The organism is Candidatus Brocadia sinica JPN1 (assembly GCF_000949635.1).
In the GTDB taxonomy this organism is placed as follows: Bacteria; Planctomycetota; Brocadiia; order Brocadiales; family Brocadiaceae; genus Brocadia; species Brocadia sinica.
Genome location: NZ_BAFN01000001.1, coordinates 1,158,177 through 1,180,169, shown reverse-complemented (window position 1 = coordinate 1,180,169; position 21,993 = coordinate 1,158,177). Strand labels below are relative to the sequence as shown.

Below are 21,993 nucleotides of genomic sequence, written 5' to 3'. Positions count from 1 at the left end.
ATTAGCCATTATTCATCTTCTTATAAACCGAAAAAATTGCCTGCCAGCATGACGAAAACACATGATTCTTCTTTCGATGAACACGCAGTGATCCATGAGCTGAAGCACTATTTACCCGTCCAGAATCCTTTAAAAGACTTTATCCATCACAACACGTTACATGCATTTCAGAATCTGAAATTTCACAACGGCCTCAGCCGCGCCTCAGAAATCTTTGGTTATAGCGTGAGTTTCTCCATTGATGAATTCCGCTCCCTTTACAAATCGGGCCGCATCCGGGAAGATATACTTGAAAAAGTTATTGTCGAGCGAAAGAGTCCTGCCCTTATGCAAGAATGGAAGGAGAATGCGATTTTCAAGCAATACGGCGAACTCCCGTCACCCCGGATAGGTTCCTTGCGCGCCAACTGGAAAAGGCATTATAAGATTGATCTGGATTCGCTGGTGCATCCACTGCTCTTCCGTGTCCTTTGCAGTTATCTGGACCAGGGCATTTCCATATGGAGTTTTCCCGTCCGGAATGAGGGCTTTCTCACCTCAATCAGAGAAATGGAACGACTCAGTTTCACCAGCTTTTTCAGAACAGACTGGCCAAGAAGGCTTTTACTGAAAAGCGACTGTAAAATCGAAGCGTTGCTGGACATCTTGATTGGAAATAAATCTCTCTATAAGCAATACTTGTTTGACCAGCAGTTTGCCCACCAGGGCTGGTCAGGGATGGCTTCCCTGGTGGAGGACATACCACAAACCCTACTGGACCGAAAGAAAATTACCCTCCAGGAACTGATTATATTTGAACTCCTGCTGGAAATAGATGCGCTCGATTTTCGTTTTGGCAAAAACTGGCAGCCGCTCTGCAAAAGTCTTACGGAAAAACCTGTTGACCTATTCGCAGAGATTCCGGAACGGGAGCTGCATGCAATGAGACAGATTTGGCAGGAGGCGTTTGAATGGAGCTATTATGATGAAGTTCTCGCAGGTCTCATTGCAAAAAAACAAGAAGTAAAGAAGATACATTACGCCAGTTTCCAGGCGGTTTTTTGCATTGACGACCGGGAATGTTCGTTCCGTCGTTACGTTGAAGAATTGGATCCCGACAGTGAAACCTTCGGTGCGCCCGGATTCTTTAGTGCGGAGTTTTTCTACCAGCCCGAAGGAGGAAAGTTTTATACGAAGCTGTGCCCCTGGCCTGTGACGCCCAAACATTTAATCAAGCAGGTCGAGAGCAAAAGCGAACGGAAAAAGGATGTGCATTTCTCTAAACATGCCCACTCTTTTTTTGGCGGAGCATTGATCGCCCATACGATCGGGTTCTGGTCGGCAGTTCGTTTATTTTTCAACATTTTCAGGCCAACCATGGGACCTGCTGCGTCATATTCCTTCCGCCATATGGACAAGTTTTCAAAGCTCACCATCGAAAATATCCATCCGGGTGATACGGAAAATGGCCTGCAAATAGGGTACACCATTGAGGAGATGGCAAACCGCGCTGAAGGGCTTCTGAAAATGATTGGACTGGTGAAAGATTTTTCCCCGATTGTGTATATCTTAGGACATGGAGCGAGCAGTGTGAACAATCCCCACTTTGCAGCATATGATTGCGGTGCTTGTTCCGGAAAGGCCGGCTCTGCCAACTCACGCGTTATGTGCCATATCCTTAATCATTCCGGGGTGAGAAAGATTCTGAGCACGCGGGGAATTGCCATTCCGCCTGAGACCCAGTTTGTGGGCGGTCTGCATGATACCACCCGAGATGAAATTATCTTTTTTGATGAAGGCATTCTATCGCTTGGCAACCAGAAAAGACATCAAATCAACCTGAAAACCTTTGAAAAGGCACTGGACCTTAATGCCAAGGAACGATCGAGAAGGTTTGTTTCCATTAATACCAGACAAAAACCAAAAACCATTCATAAAAAAATTCTCCGGCGTTCGGTATCTCTGTTTGAACCGCGCCCGGAGCTAAACCATGCCACGAACGCCCTGTGCGTTGTGGGCAGAAGGTCACTGACCTCGCACCTGTTTTTGGACAGGCGGGCATTTTTTAACTCATTTGATTACCGGGTCGATCCGGAGGGAAAATATCTGCTCAATATTTTAAATGCCGTTGCCCCCGTGTGCGGCGGCATTAACCTTGAATATTTTTTCTCGCGGGTTGATAACCAGAAATTGGGAGCAGGGACAAAACTTCCCCACAATGTCATGGGACTATTTGCCGTCGCCAATGGCGCTGACGGGGATTTGCGGCCGGGGCTTCCCAGCCAGATGATTGAAGTGCATGACCCCGTCCGGCTCCTGGTCATCGTGGAGCATTTTCCCCACGTGGTGCTGAAAACAATCCAAACGGTACCGGCAACCTATGAATGGTTTGTCAATGAGTGGGTACATCTCGTTGCAATCAATCCTGAAACGCAGGAACTTTTCCGTTTTAAGGATGGGGCTTTCTTTCCGTATAAGCCACTCAGGCAAACAATCGAGACGGTTTCGGACATAACGCCGCTGATAGAAGAGAATATTGATAATTTACCAGTCTACGTATTGAAATAGTTATACGTATTTCTGCCAAAGCAATAGAGCAATAGTATGTTACAACCAGCAATTGGACAAAAGGCAGTGCAGAACGCAATTGTGGTCTTTACCAAATGGGTATCAAGGTAACCGATTGGGAATTTTCTACCATGAATCTCGTCCGGAATGTTTTCCGCGGAGAAGGGAGCTATGCAATCATCTCAAATACCGAATGAGAGTTTATCGTTTTATCTAGCGACAATGTATAAAACGGGAGACATGGCAATGTTTCTTCCGTATTTTATTCTCATCCCGATACTAGGATTTTTGATAAGCTGGTCAATTCCGAAGAAAAACGAAAAGGTCATTTCCTGGGTAGCTTTTGTCACCGTGGGTTTGCATTTGCTGACGGCTGCCGGATTTATTATATATTGGCTTTTGCAACATCATCATTACCTGAACCTGCCTGGATGGGTGCTCTACCAGACTTCCAAATATTCATTTTTTCTTAGTTTTTATTTTGACAACGTCACAGCTACCTATCTGATCGTAGGCGATATCATCCTCTTCCAGGTAGCTGCTTACAGCCGCTACTACCTGCATCGCGAAGAAGGTTATAAAAGGTTTTTCAGTACGATTCTTTTATTTTACCTGGGGTATAACATCACCATTTTTTCCGGTAATCTGGAAACACTTTTTATCGGGTGGGAAATGCTTGGTATCTCTTCCTTCCTGCTGATCGCCTTCTACCGTGACCGCTATCTGCCTGCAAAAAATGCCGTAAAAGTAGTTTCCGTTTACCGGCTCGGCGACGTGGGGCTAATACTGGCCATGTGGCTGAGCCATCACCTGTGGCACGGAAATGTCTCCTTTTTGCAGTTGCTTAATCATGAATTGGTAAGCGCACATCTTCAAGCAAACACCCTCATGGGCCTGTTTATCTCCTTGACGATATTAATGTCAGCAGTAGCAAAGTCGGCGCAACTTCCGGTTACCTCGTGGTTGCCACGCGCCATGGAAGGGCCCACTCCATCCAGTGCCATTTTTTACGGTAGTCTTTCCGTTCACATAGGGGTTTTTGTGCTATTACGTACATTTCCCTTTTGGGAGCATCAGTTAGCCGTTCGGATTGTTATCGGTGTGATCGGGTTAACGACCAGTATCATTGCCACGGGTATTGCGCGGGTACAGTCAACAATAAAAACCCAGATCGCTTATGCGTCTGCCGCACAAATCGGGATCATGTTTATTGAAGTAGCAGCCGGTTTTGAGGAAGTTGCCCTGGTTCACTTTGCCGGAAATGCCTTCCTGCGGGCGTACCAGCTCCTGGTTTCTCCTTCGGTGGTGAGTTATCTGATACGGGAACAGTTTTACAACTTTAAACCCCGCGAGCACACCTTTGAAGATTCCTTTTCCAGAAAGACTGCATACACCATTTACATGCTCTGCTTGAAAGAATGGAATCTTGACAACCTGATGTACCGCTATATGTGGAACCCATTAAAGTGGTTGGGGAAATGGCTGGATTTCCTTACCTTAAACCGTGTTGTCTATTACGGTATCCCGGCTTATTTTGCAGGTGTAGCCCTTGTTTACTACCGGGAACTGCTTTGGGAACCCTTCGAAAAATCTCTTCCTTACCTGTTTTGTTCCATTGCCCTGATGATGGTATTGAAATCATTCGCCGAAAGAAAACTGGCGCGCATGAGCTGGCTGCTGGTGATCATGCATCACTTTTGGATTGCGCTGGCGATTTCCGTCAATGAACGCTTCTATTTCAACGAGGACCGCCTTTATTTAAGCGGTATTGTCATTGCTGGAATCGTAGGGTTTATCATTCTCTGGTGGCTGCGTTCTCACGAAGGCAGCATTGACATGGATCAGTTTCACGGTCATTCGTACCGCCATCCAAAATTTGCCTTTGTTTTTCTGCTGGCATGTTTGGGGGCATCAGGTTTCCCAATTTCACCGACCTTTGTGGGAGAAGACCTGATCTTTATCCACATTCGTGAAGACCAGGTCGTATTAGCTATCATGGTTTCGCTGAGCTATGTCATTGACGGACTTTCCCTCATCCGGATGTATGCGCGCGTGTTTCTCGGTCCGCATTCAAAATCAGTCTATGAAATGGCATACCGGTCATCGTAACCAATCGACGGCACAATTTGAGTCCTTAGCTTTGGATCTTACGGGTAGCCTATTTGCCTTGTGTTTTTAGAGATGGCAAAGGGTGGGTAATTTGTTTCATTCGTTCTCGCAGCTATTGTGTCGTGTTTCAATATTGCAACGAATGAGATTGCGCTTTCCTCTGAATCTGCTATCCGCACCGATTCCATCTGCTTCTCCCATCATTGAATATAATCGTGAAAGAATCGAAATTTTTGACTTTTGACTTTTCATTTTTAGGGTGTATTATTACAAAGATAACTTTATAACTTCATACATACATTTAGAGGTGAACGCTCATGTTTGAGCCAGTAATATATTGTGCTTGCGGGAATCTAAAAGAATATGGAGGTAATTGGCAGATAACATCTCGCTCTTTTAAGGAAGCATTTACGCTGCTGAAAGAGCGCGGGTCTCTTGTTTCAAAAGAAAAATGCCCCATCTGCAGATGTATCGATGCCGGAGAAATTTTGATATCTCTTAAAAATCTCTAAAAAAGGGGTTTGAAAGACATTTGTATGGGGTAGGGAACGGGGATTTATCGTAATACGGAAATGTACCCCTGTCAGAGTGATGGACAAATGCCAAAAACCGCTCTTCGAGCTGCCACCCCTGTATGAGGCGATCGTTACCAATGCCGATTGATAACGAAACCAAGGATGAAATCTTCGCTTCCTACAATTCAGACTGTCAGGTAAAGAATTTTATCAAAGATCTCAGCTATGAGTTTCATATTGATAAAGTGAACCCACAGGAGTTTCAAAACTATCTACAATTACCGCCTTAAGGTACCGTGTAATATCTTCAGATATGGCAGAGGCTTCGCGGAGTCTTCCTTCTTCGGTATTGGTTTAAAGAGGTATTTCCAGTTTATTTATGCCAACGTGGTTCTTTATTTTAATTTCTCCGGCTTATCCGGCCCCTTACTCGTCCATTGCCGGCCAATCTCATCAATTGACTTCGGCACATCTACGTTCGGGACCTGGTAGCCATAGATCTTCCTTCGTTCACGGAGAGCGTCAGCAGAGATGCCAAACTGCTTGTCGCGTTTGTCTATCATCTCTTTGCTGATCTGTCCATCGGCCCCTGCAGACCACATGAGGAGCGGCTCGCCCATTGGGATCTCAGTGGTTGGATCAGGCCATGTATGGAATGTCTTCCCCCAACTCGTTAAAAAACCTTCAAGAGCCTTGTCACCCATGTCAGCTAAATCGGGCACGATGAGCTGTCCGGATACTATCTCATACGCATGTGGATGCCAAAACTTCTTTTCACCTTCCGGGAGTGTTTGATAAGTCTCATTGCTGATAATGTACTCAATACCAAGGAGCTTGGCGGGCACTTCCTTGGAGTCATAGATGACACACTGATGGATGTCGCCACCCTTAATATTGAGATTCCGCATCGAACAATAATGGTGTGCCTCTATCTCCAATTTCGGATTGTTCTTGGCGATATGAAATGCGCAAAGGTAGAGATGAATATCTTTGACGGGATCAGCATACTTCAGCTTATTAACATTTTCCACACCATGGTCACCTTTTTCCGCCATGGCGCCTTTTGATGGAGTGAGTATCAAAGTGAGAAACGCCATTACCACAACGAAAGCTCCATTATTCACCATCGTCTTGCATGAATATCGACGCATTTTTCCCCTCCTTTTGTGATTGATTAAAAAATTGTTGTATCGGTCGTTTATGTCACTTTGTTTCTCCGGCTCACTTTTTTCTTACATATCCGCAACCTATATTTCTATAAACATTATAACACATCCTTTATCTTTGGGTAAAATAGAAAAATCCATAGTTGAATAACAAGAAAATGATCAGGGAAAAGGGTTTACAAATCCTTTCGGTTTGCAAACAGATGCATTTTTACATGAAATACGGTCAAACAAGTTTGTCTTCGCTGATTCAATCGTTCCCTATTGAACTGAAACATTGCAAAATTGGTTGATGATGATAAAATTAAAACAAGTTGAGTAATTTGTACGGTATTTTCATGAGGAGGGAAAAATATGAGAAAATTGATTTCCGTTCTTTTTGTTGCCATAATTGCCTTTTGTAGAGTTAGCTATGCCCAGGACTCTCCGCGGGTAGTAGTAGAAAAGTACCTCAATGCAGTACGCACCAACGACTACAATAAGGCATATTCCTTCATCTCAAAAGTTGATACTACGATTATCAATTGGCTGAAACTCATACAGTATGTAAAAAAGATCACACCGACAAGGCTCATCGAAGTTATTGACCTCGCGCACAATGCGGCACGACAGGAGATTATAAGTACATCAGTCGGCGGTAACACCGCTCTTGTAAAAATCCGCTCAAGGATTCCCGATATGGAGGAAACCCTGAGGGTTAACCAGCATCCTGAAGATATAAAATTCCTCCTGAATAGCGGTGGATTACCTATGAAAGAAAGATTCGGGGAGTGCACCTTGGTGGTAGAAGATGGTGTCTGGAAGATTTCAAGGATCAAGGGTATTTCTTCGGACCAGGCAGCAGGGATTGCCACGGATTTTGCTGAACTCGTTTTAGGGAAGGAAGAAGCCAAAAGGATCAGGAAAAAAATCGATGAATTTATGAAGAAGCAAGATAAGGGCGTTTAACCCAATAGTTCAAGAATTTGCATTTTCTTCATGCGGGTTTTAGTGGTGTAGTGCATAAAAATCTCCCCCTGAGAAAAAGGGGACTCAGGGGGTTGCGAAATAGCCCTGCTATGGAGATTTACTTTAACCAAAAACAAAAATCTGCATTAATGAATCAAAAGAATGATCCCAATAATGGTAGAAACTACGGTCGTTGTAAACCCCACCTTAAAAAAATCCCAGAATCCCACGTGAACGTATTCCTTCGAAAGTTCTAAGACAATCATATTAGCCACAGAACCCATAACAGTAAGATTTCCGGCAAACGTGCTGCTCATGGCCAGCACATACCACATGGTCTTTGGATCAATAAATTTCTCAATCCAGGCAGCCGATAACAAGACAAAAGGCACATTAGAGACAAGGTTGGAGGCAATCACGGAAAAGATGCTGAAATGAACAACCTGGCTGGATTCGGTCTTTCCCAGATAGGGTTCAACGGCATTATGTGCCAGGGTTAAAAAACCGGCCTTATTGATACCACCTACCACAATAAATAATCCGCTGAAAAACAATAAAAGCGTCCAATCGACCTTTTCCAGCACATATTGCGGTTTTGTCCCTGATATGATAATCAATGCAAGTCCACCGGTTATTGCCGATAATGGAAGATTTCCCGTAAATACGAATCCCAAAAAAATGCAGAAGAGTACAACAAGAGATTTCGTGGTAAGCTTTCCATCAAGTTCTGGTTTTACCAGTACAATCGGCTCCAATTTTTTAAAGTTAATATCCTTTCTAAATACTCCATAAATGATGAGTACATTGGCCATAAGGCTTACTATCCCGATAGGTATAAGATGCAGGGTGAAATCCAGATAGGATATCTTTGAAAAAACGCCAATAAGCATATTTTGAGGATTTCCGGTTAAGGTAACTACGCTTCCGATATTGGATGACGTTGCCAGGGCTATGAGGTACGGGACTGGATTGAGTTTTGTCTGGTTTAAGGCAAGTATCAAAAGAGGAGTAAACATCAGGCAGATGGTATCATTGACAAATAGCGCCGATAAGATACCACTGGAAAAGGATACAAAACATAACAAAAGAAAGGAATTTCTGGCATGGGTAATCAGCAAATACGAGAGATATCTGAAACAATTCGCTATCTTGAGATAGCCAATGAGGATCATCATGCCAAGTAACAACAAAATGGTATTAAAATCTACTGCCCGGTACGCCTCGTCCAGTGTTAATACGCCGGATAGCACCATTAGTACGGCACCGAACAAGGCCCCAGAAGGCCTATCCAGTTTGTGCCATTTCATCTTCTGGGCAGAAATGATGAAATAGGTGAGGATAAAAATAAGTAGTGATTTAATAAGCAATGGAGTATTTGAGAAAAGGTACAGAATATCCCGGTTCATCAAACCAGGCGTGGGTGGCTTATTCAATGGTAGATTTGGTAATTCTTTAATCAGTCATTAACCATATTTTTCTCGTCGCAATAAAAATCAAGATAAGGATACCGTCAAAAATAAAAAAATGCAAACATAAGCTAAACACGCAATGCTACATGGAATTGCTAACAACTTTTCTGATCTCCTTTACCCGGCTTAGCAGGGTAGTGGATAAAATAATTCTCAGGCATGATGAAATGGCGAAAAGGGTAAGCAACCGATATCCAAAAACAGGCGGTATGTGGGTGGCCAGAAAACCACCAAGCAGATTTCCCAGGCAAATGGCAAGACCATTGATGGTGTTAAAGTAGGAAATGCAGCGGGTCCGCTTTTCAGGGATTGCAGATTCATAGATAAAATTGGAAGAACATAAATTAAACCCTCCCCAGAAAAAGCCAGCCAGTACCTGAATTCCTATCAGGAAGTATACCTGATGAGAAACGAGCCAGAGGGCCGGTAAAACGGATACGACGATACTGCATATCCCCATAACCCGGCGATTCCCAAGGACATCTGAGTACCGCCCCCAGTAACTTATTGATAAGATCGTAGCGAGAGGAACGGTTGTTACAACAATGGTATAGGTAAGGTATGAAAACCCCAGATCGCGGAGCATAAATACCGGGAAAAATGGCGAGGCAATGAATACTGCAAAGTTAAAAGCACTCTGGAAGATCACATATTTCCCAAAATTTCCGATATTGAGCCTTCGCAAAAATGCCCCAAACGAGAAGTAGTGCTCGCGCTTTACTTCCAGAGGTGGTTCATACATCCTGCTTAAAAAATAACATGAGATGTATCGTGAAATCATGGCGAGGAAGAAAATGACGGTAAAACCAATAAGCAACTGGGTCTTGGATAGATGCAGGATATAGCCCGCCAAAAATGTGGTGGCTAAAGTAACGATACCAATAAGCCTTGAACGCTTACTGAAAAAAGCCCCTCTTCTTCTCACGGGTACAAGGTCTGCCATAAGAGAACCCCATGCCGGACCAGCAAGAGAGGCAAAGAGCATATACACTGTGCAAAAACCAATAAGCGCACCGACCTGAACAAATTCAGGCAGATATGGGATGAATGCAATGGGGAGCAACATAAAGGCCTGGAAAAAGACTGAACGTACGATAATCTTCTTGCGACTCCCAAGCCGCTCGGTCACATCGGCAACCTTCAGTTGTATAAGCGCGGGAAGGAACTGCGGTATGGAACTTAACAAACCAATCTGGAAATTACTTGCACCGAGGGCTACGGCAAAAGGGTTTATATAATTGTCTCCAAATCCGGCAGTTGCAGCAAATGCCACACCGTCTTTGATGGAAAGGTCAAGACTTTTTTTAACAGCAATTTCTTCGTGTTGTCTATCAGGAATAGAATTATACGCCATTATTAGCACTTTTTCTGTATTTTTTGTTTTTAAATAGTCATTGATTTTACCAGTAATTTTATGGTGTTCAAGGGGATTTAATTCTTGTTTTACGATGTGGATAAACTTCTTTAGAGGGATTGATTTTTCGGTGGCACTTCGATCATTTAGATATCACATACTTTATGATGTCCGTTCCTCAATTACCACTTTACCAGTCAAGCTTAGATCATCGAGAATTTGACGGAGTTCAGATTTTATGCTTTGAGCCATATCTGACTTTAGAGTAACCCTGAAATCTACCCCGATTTGTAGTTCTATTCCGGACCTGAGTTTTGGTAATATTTTCGTTCCGAGACGATTCCAGACCTCTGGAGGAATTGTACCTGCTAAACGGATGGTACAGGTCTGCTTTTTGATAATAGTTTCAACACCCGGTTCATAGTCTGGTATTGGCTTCGGTTCTGGCTGTGAAAAGGATTTAAGTGGCAATTCTGGCGATGGCTGAACTTCTATCCCTGCTTTAAGAGCCTTGACCCTGTCTTTTTTCAGAAGAAATACGCCGGATTCAAATGCCACCTCTTCGGGAGAAATGAGTTCCATATACCAGGCACGCTCGTATGTGCCATCGGGTTTTTGTCCTGATGCCAGGCCAAAATCACCCTTTCCTACGAACTCAACTAGCTTGCCTCTTAATATCGCATCCGGGTCAAGCAGTCTTGTCAGAGACCCGTTCAGAAAACTTTGCCTGAGGCTTGTGAGAGACCAGGCGCCGCAATCTTTCAGTGCCGGAGGCCAGTTACGGTCAATATATCCGGCCCCTATTGATTCGTTCAAGAGCGCTCCGGCTTTTAAAGCGCTTATCACCCTTCCGCAAAGGGTCTCACTACCGCTGGAATGCCCTGCGCCCAGGTCAATAGGTTTACTCAGCCCGTCAGGTTCTTTGTTATCAGCAAGTACCACGAATCGGTATCCACCCCACACCTCGTCCTTCACTGATTCATCGGCATCTGCAACCCTGGATTGAATTTCGGCACGGTCTGTACGGTCAAAGTCACCTCCTAAAGTCCCCTCTGCGATTTCTCTCGAAACGCGTTTCCATGCAAGCCAGAGTTCCACCTTCTCGCGCAGTTCTCTCCCGGGTTTTTTTATACACCAGATGAGGGAGCCGGGATAAAGCCTTGGTGTTTTGCCACGCTGCCTGGTCCATTCGGCAATTTGCTGGCGAAGTGTGCCATTTCCTCTCCACTCACATTCAGGTTCCATTATCACAAACGTCAACCGTGGGGAATCCTGAATAGCAACACTGTCCTCAGGGAAAAATACCAGAGGAATGCTTGCGCCGCGTTCAAACTCCTTCTGGACAATACTTCGCATCGTTGGCTTAATTTCTGTTTCGTAATCAAGGGATGCCCGCCTGTCGTTTACTGCCTTTCTCAGGGTAGGTTGATGCCGTATTTGAAAGCCGTCCGTACCTACTTTTCTGATGAAGAAAGCCCTGGATTCAAGGGCTAGCGCCGCATTGTCTATTGACGTGGTATCGATCTCTGGTTCTCCAAGTGCAAATCGCAACTCAGGAAGATGGGCCATCTTGTCCTTCTGTCCACCTGAAGATTCAAAGAGGATAGCAGTTGCAGTTCTTCTATGAATATTGCGAAGCGGTCCTTTTGTATCTGCATCAAGCGCCCGGGCATGTGACTGTTCACCAGAAATATCTGAATCAATAGCAGCAATAAGCTTTGTCTCACCAAGTTGTCCGAGAATGATGCTACGAAATTCCGGCACCTCTAACGGCGCTGAGCCAAGCGTGATAAGGGGCTCACGCCGCGCCCGTTGATAGCCTTCACGATACGCCCACGAAATCCACTGAGCCAGCATTGCCAGCGTCCCACGCGTCTGCTGATATTGAGTAAGCGCCTGCCATTTTCTCTGGAAGACGGAAAGCGTTGCAGGATGAAACGGGTAGCATACCTCAAATCGGCTTCGCAGGAATTCCCGCGCTTTTGACTCCGTAGAGGCGGTGTCCACTGCCGTCCATTCAGAAGGAAGCTGTGCCCTTCGTTCATAGCACCAATCAGCATAAACCCTGGCGGTGTTCTTAAAAGTCCGTTCGCCCCCAAGGTCTTCGAATAGCCTCCGGCGCACTACCTCGCTAATCTCCGCTTCATCATTCACAATAAGGTCTTTGGCAACACGCCGGACGACCTTAGTAATCCTGTCCTGCCACTGAAGGTCCCAATCCGTCATCTCTACCCGGCTTCGGGGAAGGCTGATCAACACAGCCCCATGGGTGGTTCCTATCATTGCCCTGCAGAGATTATCAAAGAATGCATAACAATGATCTGCTAAGTTCCGGTGGCGGTTAAAGAAGTTCAATACCTCGTCCATCAGGATAAGTACCGGGCCATTTGACACCTTAAAGAGTCGAAGAAGCGCCTCAGTCCCCGGAGGAGTGGTTCTGGCTGCTGGTCCGAGTTCGATTACACCTTTGTCTCCAGCAAGCTGCCGGGCAATGTCAATCCACGGGGTTTCACGCCCTTCCTGAGGGTCCCATGCGTTTCCAACAAATATTGCCACCTTTGCTTCAGGAATTATAGAAAGACCCGCTTCTTTCTGGAGTTCAGAGGCGCCTGTGTACCGTGCCGCCTTTTCTCCATTTCTTGCTAGGTGATAGAGCGCCGTTAGTGTGTGTGTCTTGCCACCACCAAATTGTGTGATGAGGGTAAGGGCAGGCGCTGTATTCTCAGTCTTTCCCGCCAGCCGCCTGAGCGCCATTCCTGCATTTTCCCTGAGTGCCCTGGTAAAACAGGTGCGTTTGAAAAACTGCTCGGGATTACAATAATCTTCAGGTGCCGTGCCTGCAACAACTTGTTCGAGGGCAATGGCGAACTCATCAGGATTGAATGATCGGCCTTCCCTGACTTCCTTGCGCGGTGTTACTACTTTATACCATGGTTCCATGGACAGCCCTTATTAATCTTATTTCATACGTCTGATAAGGAATTTCATCTCTATTATGCTGTAAAAACTTCTTCCTGGGTAAGCCACGCTGCATATTCGAGCGCCTGACGGATATCCTCTGCCTCAAGGTCAGGATAATCAGCAAAGATTTCTTCTACAGTTGCACCATGGGCTATTTGACCCACAATCACAGAAACAGGAATCCGCATTCCCCGGATGCAAGCCCTGCCACCCATTATTTTAGGGTCAAATGTAATTCTGTCAAACATCATTACAGATATAACCTCCTTTAAATTAGGTTGCCTTGGCAGCAACATTTTGGGTAGCCGCAGGCTTTTAGCCTGCGTGAACTTACCCACAATCAGAGAATTGCGCAGACTAAAGTCTGCGGCTACCAGTTTGAAATTCCTGAATTTTAAATTTAATTTTAGTATAAGACCCGCTATTTTGGCACAGCTAAAAGCATGGCGTCAATAAGTCGTTTCTCCTCGCTGTTTTTAGGATACAATGCTGAAAGGGCATTTGCAAGTCTTAAAAAATCAGGACTTTTCTCCTGCTCTGCCTTAAGTAACGCTCGAAGGGCATTTGTCCTGCCGTCTGCCTGTAACAACATAGCGGCGTGCACCCTGTCAAGCGTTGTTGCATCATGCTGTGTCTTGAGTGAATCATCAGAAACATGAGCGCCGCTTTTTTTATGTCGTTTGCTGCGGCCTTTGATTTCAGGCAATGTTCGTTCCTCTTCTACAGGAAATAATTTTAACTGTACAGGACCTTTCGGATGTTCTTCAACATGTTCAGAAAATGCCTGTGTACCAGCTTTGCCAAAGAGTTGTCCTGCACGTTCTGATACGGATAGGAGTCTGACGACGCCTTTGCTCGTCTCTATGATGCGACCTTCCCATTCCGCCAGGTGGATACCGAGTGGCTGTGCAAAGCGTCGGGCGACATCAAAGACAAGGCTGAAACCCCTCGTTTTCCCTTTTGGCGCTTCAGCCTCTTCGTCTTCAGCTTCGACTTCAATTTCACCTTCTAGGGACATCTCTCCTTCTCCCCTTGTGGGAGAGGGTTGGGGTGAGGGGGCGTTTTTCTCTCCATTTGTGCTTTGCAGTGTCCAGAGAAATAGGGCAGTTAAACGGGCATCTTCTTCCAACGAGCCTGATGCACCATTTCTGGCCTTCGCCTCAGCGGTTCCAAGAACTTGCTCAAGCGCAGCGCGACCCACCGCCTCCCAGACGTATGCGAGAAAACCCCGTTTGTGGGGTTCCTGATCCTCCGGGTCTCCACCGAGGGGAATCTCACGTTCCTGTGCGTCTACCACCTTTGAAAATTTGCTATAGATTTCAAGCGCTGGTCCAATACAGGCAAAGACCAAGTCTGCCCCGCGAATCCCTTCAGATTGCAGCCTTTCCATCCAGTCGCCGACACGTTTGGGCAGTTCCTGTAGAACATCTCCCCAATCTCCCACAGGGGCATCTTCGGGACGGGGGCGGCAGACGAGGTGGATGCTTGCAGATAAAGCAGCAGCATCTTGTGCATTTAATCTACCTTTTGCTTCAGTTGTTATAGGCCAAGAAGCAAGTATAACAAAGCTCGCATTTATGATACCATTAAGTAAGGCTTCCCAGCCTTCTGTAGATTTATGTGCAAAAACAATTGAAGCGATACCATCATTCTTCAGAATTCTTCTTCCTTCTATGAAGGCTTTTGTAACAGTTTCTTCGAAAAACTTTTGAGATTTAACCTTACCATTGACAATATGAGCCTGATTCCACACACATTCTGGAATTTTTGGTGTTAGAGGATTGCCGGAATCATTATTATCTCCCTTTGTTATTTTGTGATTTGGTAAAATTCTTTTAAGCCATACATAAAAGAAGTCAGATAAGTCAGCATAAGGTATAGCATCATAATATGGTGGGTCCGTAAACCATAATGAAGCACTTGAATCAGACAAAGGATGTTTAACGGCATCTGATTGCTCAACTGTACCAATTGTCTTTTGCCATGTACCAATCTTTTCACTTGTTTCAGATATCAACTCAACAGTAGAGTAAAAGCTTCCCATACTTTCACCTAATGGTATCAACTCAATAAAATCCCAAATCATCGGCAGTGCTTGTCTTCCAAATGCACCAGGCGCGCTTTCACCGTGAGGATTCCACCTGCACTGGGTATTATGATGCATTATTAATTTTCCAAAGGCCATTGCTAAAAGTTCTTTTAAAACATTGGGAAATTTACTTTCTGATAAGTCAATAGAAGTAATTTTGTCTACGAAGGTTAAAAGCGATAGTTTTTGCCTTTGTGTAAATAAATCACCAAATCGTTTTATACCGTATCTTGTAACAGCCGTTAATCCTCTTGCATTTGGCGACGGTCGTATCTCGCTGATTGGTTCATTTGGAATTGGAGAAATAATTCCTTTCCCCATTAGTACCGCCTCTTTTTTCTCTATTCTATCTTGAATACGAGCAAATGCCTGTATATCTTCATCGCGTGGAACTCTATATTTCTTGCCTGCTTTCTCTCCAGAAGTTGTTATTACTACAAGAGGTGTTGAACCATTTAATCTTTTTCCGCTATTATCAAAAAAACATTCTGCGCCTCCCTTTTGATTTGACAATTGATATCTTACTCGTTCTGGAGAGAGAACGCTTTTACATGCCACACAAAGTGCTCTGGCATTAGAAATTGTTCCCATAGGTACTTCTGAGTCATCTTTTGGTTCAAATATTTCGAATATGAGATAAGGAGGTTTTTCAATTGATCGCTTTAAATTATATCGTAAAGCGTATTTTCGTCCTTGTTTCCTTGATAACCAAAAGGAACGTACCAAGGGAATTTCAGCACCACAACCGGGCGTCTCACACCTTACCGTCCTTGCCCAGAGATAGGCAATTGGTTTTGCTCCATCAGAATCCGCAGGATAAAATTCGGCAAGTTCCTTTTCCGCTTCCTGCTTAATCTTTGCACCTACCCAACGAAGTTCCTCTGCAAGCTCAGGACCGTGTCGTGGTATGTCCTCAAGCATCACCTTGAGAATCAGGCAAGCCACAGGATTCAGGTCGCTGGCAAAGGTTTCACAACCAAGCCTCAGTGCCTCAAGCGGGATTGAACCACCGCCTGCAAAGGGATCAACCACCAGCGGTGTCTCTTCCGGATGTGCTGCCTTTACCAAACCTCTGCTGATTTCCAGATATTTTCTGTTTGTTGAAAGGTCCCAATTGGCAAAATCGCCGATAAACTGGAGGAGCGCACGCCGCAGGTCTTCATCTTTTGCGCCAACCTGTCCCTGTACCGCCGGCAGTAAGTTTCGTGCCTTTTCCTTGAAGTCTTCTGGACAAAGTTTATCACATGGGTCAGGAAGCAAGAGTCCTAAGAGCATCGCCCGGCACGCCGCCAATGGACGCCTTGCCCACCATAGGTGGAGCGTTGACGGATGCCCGTGACGAATAGACTTTTCTCTTGCCGAATGTTTTGAAACAACAGCAATCGGGAAATCCACCTCCGCCAACCGTTTGCATTCTTTGGGGATCACGATGTTTATTCGCTATGGATAGAATGGATCTTTAATGCGGATACACTATTGATAGGTTTTGTAGGTTTTTCTCCTGTAACAAACTCGTCAGCGCCAACGGTTAACGCTGAGGCAACGTGCAAAGCGTCTAGCGCACTGAGACCGTGACGAACCGCATATTTGTAAGCATCTTTAACGATGTCTTGAAAATTACTAGCCCATTTTTCTATAGTTTCAAAAAATGCCTCGTAGAATTCCGCTTCGTCGTTTAATTTATTGAATAATGGTTTGGGTAGCACTTCAAGTCGGAGAAATTCACTTGCCGTAAATTCCCGATTGGGATCATCAAGTATTTTCATTGCACGCTGATGAATATCATCTCTTCCACGTGCTGCTGCTATCAATATATTTGCATCAACATACGTTAAGATTTTATTTTCTGTCATGCTTTTTCACCGCGGCGTTCAACTACTTCATGCTCAATGCCATCCCAATCCAAAAGCGGTACTCCAGATTTAATTATACGTTCCCGTATGCGCATAAGTCGCTCACCAAGAGGAGTCTTTGCAGGACGCTGACGTAATAACTGCCACTCTTCTATGACATTAAATTCCGGGAATGGGTCGATAACATAGGTGCTTGGGGTCTGAGCCGTAAGCATTAGACTAATCGCCACCGTTGATAAAACGCTGGTACAGGTTCTATGCGGAGGTATACTCCGTAATTTGATGTTACATTTCTGTACATCATCATCTAAGTGTTCACCTTTTATAACTTCAGGATAATTTTTGATAGAATAAGTACCCATATTCATTTTTTCCCTTCCTTGAGCCATGTATAAGCATCCGGCGTCAATGAGTCAATAAAAGACTCTTCAATTCGATCGTGTGCCTGATTAAGCCATTCTGCAACTTGATCTTTTTCGACTAATTCAGAAACCGCAGTTGAGATAAAATCAAGATCTAACACAACCATGGATTTATCATCGGACTGAATGAGACCAGTCTGATGGATAAGTACTCCTTCCGGCTTATTGTGTTTTAATTCATATCTTTGAAAAAAAGTAGCAACATCCCGTTTAAGTTTATTCGGAAATGATGGCCATATGGAAATTATGTTTTTCCAATCAGAACTAAATTCTGTGAGCTCTATTTGGTTGACGTATCGTAGGCCGAGTCGTGATATTCGTCCACTTTGGATTACGCTTAAATATGTTGAATAAATCCGAAGTATTAACTCACAGAATGTGTCCCAATTCTTATAAGGTCGTAAATGGTTAATAATTAGTTGCCTTGGGCCAACCTGGACCATGGCGCTACTATCTGAACGCTTTAGCTGAATCCTTTCAGGTCCCGATTCAATGACAGATGGCTGTGTAATTTTTCTGCTTAACTGCTGAACTGTTACTCCTAAACGATGCACCTCTGCCCGTTCGGAAAACTCTCCACCTATTTTTTCAAATAAGAGGCCAGGAATCGTCCAATCCCATTTTGATTCTGGGTCAAACTGAAACTCACATACTGCTTCAACGAGTGGTGGATTTTTAAGTATTTCTCCCATTTAATTACCTTAATTCAATCGGATTTTAGAAATAGTTTTTTAATCTTGTAATTAAATTGCATTTAACAGTCAATAAAAAATTTTTAAAACACCAATAAACAGGCAATAAATTGTCTGCTTGAGCATTCTACCTATTGGCAGGCGGGTTTTTTCCATACAGTTAATGTAATTATAATAAGCCTTGATGTCCACATAATTTCCTGAAGAGTAGCTAATTTTATGAATTCTGGTATTATTCAATTTGCTACCCTTTTAATTTGGTATTACCTATTTTAGCGTTTGGTCGTTCATACAATTGCATATCTTGTCAAATTATCTTATCACACATTTATTACTATCCTCTTTTAAAGGTATTATCCTTTTTTCTCTCCAAACGGATGCGATTCTTCCCTTACCTGCATCGGTTGCTTTAGTGCATCAACAGAAAGATAATAGTGCGCAACCTTGGTTACTTCTCGCCATTCAAACCGTGCGGGGTCCTTGATTGGTTCCTGTAGTTGTGGCTTTGTGTTACAATCGGTAACTACATAGAGCCAGTAACAGTCCCTGCGATCTTCGGCAACACGGCGCTCGTTGGGCGTAAGCAGGATTTGTCCTGTAGAACTGCCAATGCCTTTAACCTCTATGAGTCTTAGTTCACCGGAATTCAGGTCAAGACTGGTAATGTCATAACCGAGATTCTTTTCATGGACATCAAATACCTGACGATTTTGAGACTTTTCATACTCAAGGACAACCTGCATGGCAGCAGCCTCTACTTCAAAGTCGGGTCTCAAACGCCGGACTTCCGGGGCTTCTCTTTCAGGGTGAGGAAGGATAAGAACGCTCGTTATCCTTTCTACTGCCTGCAAGGAAAGCGATTTTTGGCGCTCAAGCTCCTGCCTACGGTTTTCGCGACGATTGAGGATTTCTGCATGACGCGCTTCTGCCTGTGCAAGACGCCCTTCTGCGCCGTGTACCTTTTGCTCCATATCTGATGCGGCTTTACCAATTTCTTCATCTGCCTTCTGAAGTAATTCGGTAAGTGATAGTTCAATGTGTGCAGCGATACGTTCGACCTCAGCAATACGCCCTGAACGGGTTTCTTCAAGAAACGGCATAAGCGCATGTTCGTTGAGCCATGCCAATGACTCCGGAACAGATGCAACAGCAGGCAGGCCTTCCGGGGCATCTGCAGGAATAAGATTCCCAAGCAAGCTAGGTTCCTGAAGATGGAGGTCGCCATTTTCTTTCATCTCTATAACAAATAACCGCTCATGTATTACCTGGCCAAGACCGTCCACAATGCGGGCGCGGTAGAAGTCCAGACGCGACGGTGTATCATGTTTGAGCGAATAGAAGCATGCGCCTTTTGCGAAGCTATCCTGGGCAAGAAAGCAAATATGACGTCTTACGGCTTCAAATAATGGGTGGCCTGGCGTTACCCATTCGAGCTTGTTATTTTCAGCAGTTTCGCGGTCTGTTGAACTGAGCGGATACTTGTTTGCAAGGTATGGCAGTTTCCAGTTGGAATGTGTTTCGTATCTTCTCAACACAGCAGGTGTTTTCCCAGGTTCGAAGGCGTGAGGAATAGTTGGGACAAATTTCAAATGAAGCGGTACGTATTCAGATGCCTCACGCAGGAAGCGTGCAATCGTTTCCGGGACGACACGACATTCCTGCGCCCTGGCGCGACGTTCGATAAGCATTTCTAAGTTGAGTTTCTTGGATGCAAGTCCTTCGAGAGCGTTCTGACAAATAGCACGAAACTGTGCCTCATCAACATTTTTCAGGAGACGGTCTTCCAGGTCTTCATCACCCAGACGGCCTGCATAATAATCCCGGAGTACCTTTTCTATATGGGCAGCAGGAAGGATTTCCCCAACGACATTGAAAACGGCGTCATCGTCAAGGGCATCACGGATTTCCTGCAGTTTTTCGAGTAACCGTTGTAATACTCGTCCCTCGATGGTATTCGTAGCAACAAAATTAAAGATAAGACAATTCTCTTGCTGCCCGTAACGGTGGATTCGTCCCATGCGTTGTTCAAGGCGATTCGGGTTCCACGGGATATCGTAGTTGAACAAGACATTGCAGCATTGCAGGTTGATGCCTTCTCCTGCCGCCTCAGTTGCAACAAGGATCTGGATATTCCCTTCCTTAAATTGTTGTTCTGCATAAAGACGGGTTCCCGGCTCATCCCGCGAGCCAGACCTCATGCTACCATGGATACAACCAACCCGGAAGCCCCACGTCTTGAAGCGCGCCATGAGATAATCAAGCGTATCTTTGAATTCCGTGAAAATAAGGAGCCTCTTTTCAGGGTGATCGAAAAAACCCTCTTTGTGGAGAAGCTCTTTAAGGCGGAAAAGCTTTGCCTCTGCTTCCGCATCTTCTACTGCCTTTGCCTTTAAAGCAAGGCTATGAAGCTCTTCGATTTCCTTATGGATCTGTTCGGCATTGCCTGCAAGCGTGATAGCTTCCAGTATTTCTTCGAGCCGTTCACGTTCCCCTTCTTCCATTTCTTCAAGCTCTTCCGGTGAAGGGAGTTCTGGTGGTGACATACGGGTTAGTTCCTGTGCTCGTTTTAACCCTTCTTTCAGTCTTCTGGTGCGATTCTCAAGGGAATGCCGGATTGCGTAGGTACTTGAGGCAAGACGGCGCTGGTAAAGTGACATAAGAAAGCCTATAGCCCTGGCCCGTGGGTCGTCACCCTGCGCAGCTGCTTGTGTACTCTGCTGTTTCACAAACCTGGTGATATCACGGTAAAGCTCAAATTCCTGCCCATCTATCTGAAAGTCCACGGTGTGAGGGATACGTCGGGTAAAAATCTTTTTGGCTGCCCATGTGCCATCTGACCTGCGTTCAGGGAAATACACCATTGCCTCTTTCGTGCGGCGGAGATAAAAGGGTGCGCGTCGGCGAGTCATTGCCTCGCGTATGGATTTCACGTCGGCATACGCATCTTTATCCAAGAGTTGGAGAAAAAGGCTGAAATTGACCGGGTCTCCTTTATGGGGAGTGGCAGTAAGAAGCATGATATGGTCAGATTGGTCTCTCAGGAGTTCACCCAGGGCGTACCGTGCAGTTTTGCGGGCAGGTGGTGTCCACGACATGCGATGAGATTCATCTATGATGACCAGATCCCAGTGTACCTGCTGGAGGCCGGGCAGAATTTCAGTGCGTTTGGCAAGGTCAAGGGACGTTAATACTGTCTTTTGTTCCAGCCATTGATTTACGCCGAATTGTTCACGAATGTCTTGTCCTTTCAGGGCCAAAAATTTTTCATCAAATTTTTCTTTAAGTTCACGCTGCCACTGAAATGTAAGGTTAGCCGGGCATACAATGAGGATACGTTCTATAAGGCCTCTAAGCTTGAGTTCTTTAATAAGAAGGCCAGCCATGATTGTTTTGCCGGCCCCTGCATCATCTGCCAGCAGGAATCTCACACGGGCAAGTTTCAGTAAGTAATCGTAGACTGCTTCAAGCTGATGGGGAAGGGGATCAACGCGGGATATTGAAAGTCCGAAATAGGGATCGAATTCGTATGCAATTCCAAGAGAGTACGCCTGAAGACCGAGACGCAAAAGAGCCCCATCGCCTTTGTAACTGAATTTTGAGTCAAGGATGGTAAGGGTTTTAATATCCTGGCAATTGAGAGTAACTCTACGAAATTGTTCCGATTGTATTCCTACTAATCCGATAATCCAGCTATCGGTGCCGCTGGCCTTTACAGTTTCCACGCGCATTGGTTCGCTAAACAGCGCACTGGTTAAAACTTGCCCTTCATGGATAGGTTGATTCGCGCTCATATAATGGCTCTTAAAGGCAATGTTTTATTATTCTCTTATTAATCTCTAAAGTTCGATGCAGAATATACAAAAAAAGA

General features: G+C 44.9%; 13 protein-coding genes. 3 read left to right on the top strand and 10 right to left on the bottom strand.

What is annotated here, in order from left to right:
• Positions 1-48 precede the first annotated feature (48 nt).
• Both BROSI_RS05345 and BROSI_RS05340 read left to right on the top strand, forming a co-directional pair.
• On the top strand, positions 49-2,547 hold the full coding sequence (locus tag BROSI_RS05345) for a YbcC family protein (RefSeq protein WP_052562733.1): 2,499 nt from the start codon (positions 49-51) through the stop codon (positions 2,545-2,547).
• 240 nt (positions 2,548-2,787) lie between these two features.
• Positions 2,788-4,656, top strand: coding sequence for a proton-conducting transporter transmembrane domain-containing protein (locus BROSI_RS05340; RefSeq protein WP_052565655.1), 1,869 nt, complete (start codon positions 2,788-2,790; stop codon positions 4,654-4,656).
• A gap of 910 nt (positions 4,657-5,566) precedes the next feature.
• Here the strand turns inward: BROSI_RS05340 and BROSI_RS05330 are convergent.
• The gene (locus BROSI_RS05330) at positions 5,567-6,322 is read right to left on the bottom strand and encodes a DUF1264 domain-containing protein (protein WP_082059051.1); all 756 of its coding nucleotides are present in this window, start codon (positions 6,320-6,322) and stop codon (positions 5,567-5,569) included.
• A gap of 369 nt (positions 6,323-6,691) precedes the next feature.
• Between BROSI_RS05330 and BROSI_RS05325 the strand changes: the two genes are divergently transcribed.
• Positions 6,692-7,285: a hypothetical protein gene (locus BROSI_RS05325; protein ID WP_052562730.1), complete on the top strand. Its 594-nt coding sequence runs from the start codon at positions 6,692-6,694 to the stop codon at positions 7,283-7,285.
• Positions 7,286-7,431: 146 nt separating this feature from the next.
• Here the strand turns inward: BROSI_RS05325 and BROSI_RS05320 are convergent, their stop codons facing one another.
• The 9 genes from BROSI_RS05320 to BROSI_RS05280 all read right to left on the bottom strand — a co-directional run bounded on the left by BROSI_RS05320 (position 7,432) and on the right by BROSI_RS05280 (position 21,916).
• Positions 7,432-8,718, bottom strand: coding sequence for an ArsB/NhaD family transporter (locus BROSI_RS05320; protein ID WP_052562729.1), 1,287 nt, complete (start codon positions 8,716-8,718; stop codon positions 7,432-7,434).
• 118 nt (positions 8,719-8,836) lie between these two features.
• Positions 8,837-10,108 (bottom strand): MFS transporter, encoded by a 1,272-nt coding sequence (locus BROSI_RS05315; RefSeq protein ID WP_052562728.1) that lies wholly within the window; start codon positions 10,106-10,108, stop codon positions 8,837-8,839.
• A 162-nt stretch (positions 10,109-10,270) separates the two neighbouring features.
• Complete coding sequence (locus BROSI_RS05310; RefSeq protein WP_052562727.1) at positions 10,271-13,048, bottom strand: DUF499 domain-containing protein; 2,778 nt, start codon at positions 13,046-13,048, stop codon at positions 10,271-10,273.
• Positions 13,049-13,101: 53 nt separating this feature from the next.
• Positions 13,102-13,320, bottom strand: a complete 219-nt coding sequence (locus BROSI_RS05305) for a DUF433 domain-containing protein (protein ID WP_052562726.1) — start codon at positions 13,318-13,320, stop codon at positions 13,102-13,104.
• A 170-nt stretch (positions 13,321-13,490) separates the two neighbouring features.
• Positions 13,491-16,586: a DUF1156 domain-containing protein gene (locus BROSI_RS05300; RefSeq protein ID WP_052562725.1), complete on the bottom strand. Its 3,096-nt coding sequence runs from the start codon at positions 16,584-16,586 to the stop codon at positions 13,491-13,493.
• A 5-nt stretch (positions 16,587-16,591) separates the two neighbouring features.
• Positions 16,592-17,011, bottom strand: a complete 420-nt coding sequence (locus tag BROSI_RS05295; protein WP_052562724.1) for a type II toxin-antitoxin system VapC family toxin — start codon at positions 17,009-17,011, stop codon at positions 16,592-16,594.
• Positions 17,008-17,373, bottom strand: a complete 366-nt coding sequence (locus BROSI_RS05290; protein ID WP_157842398.1) for a hypothetical protein — start codon at positions 17,371-17,373, stop codon at positions 17,008-17,010. Before BROSI_RS05290 ends, BROSI_RS05295 begins: the two co-directional genes overlap by 4 nt.
• 2 nt (positions 17,374-17,375) lie before the next feature.
• Complete coding sequence (locus tag BROSI_RS05285) at positions 17,376-18,125, bottom strand: TIGR04255 family protein (RefSeq protein WP_052562722.1); 750 nt, start codon at positions 18,123-18,125, stop codon at positions 17,376-17,378.
• Between the two features lie 353 nt (positions 18,126-18,478).
• Positions 18,479-21,916, bottom strand: coding sequence for a helicase-related protein (locus BROSI_RS05280; RefSeq protein WP_052562721.1), 3,438 nt, complete (start codon positions 21,914-21,916; stop codon positions 18,479-18,481).
• Positions 21,917-21,993: the final 77 nt, after the last annotated feature.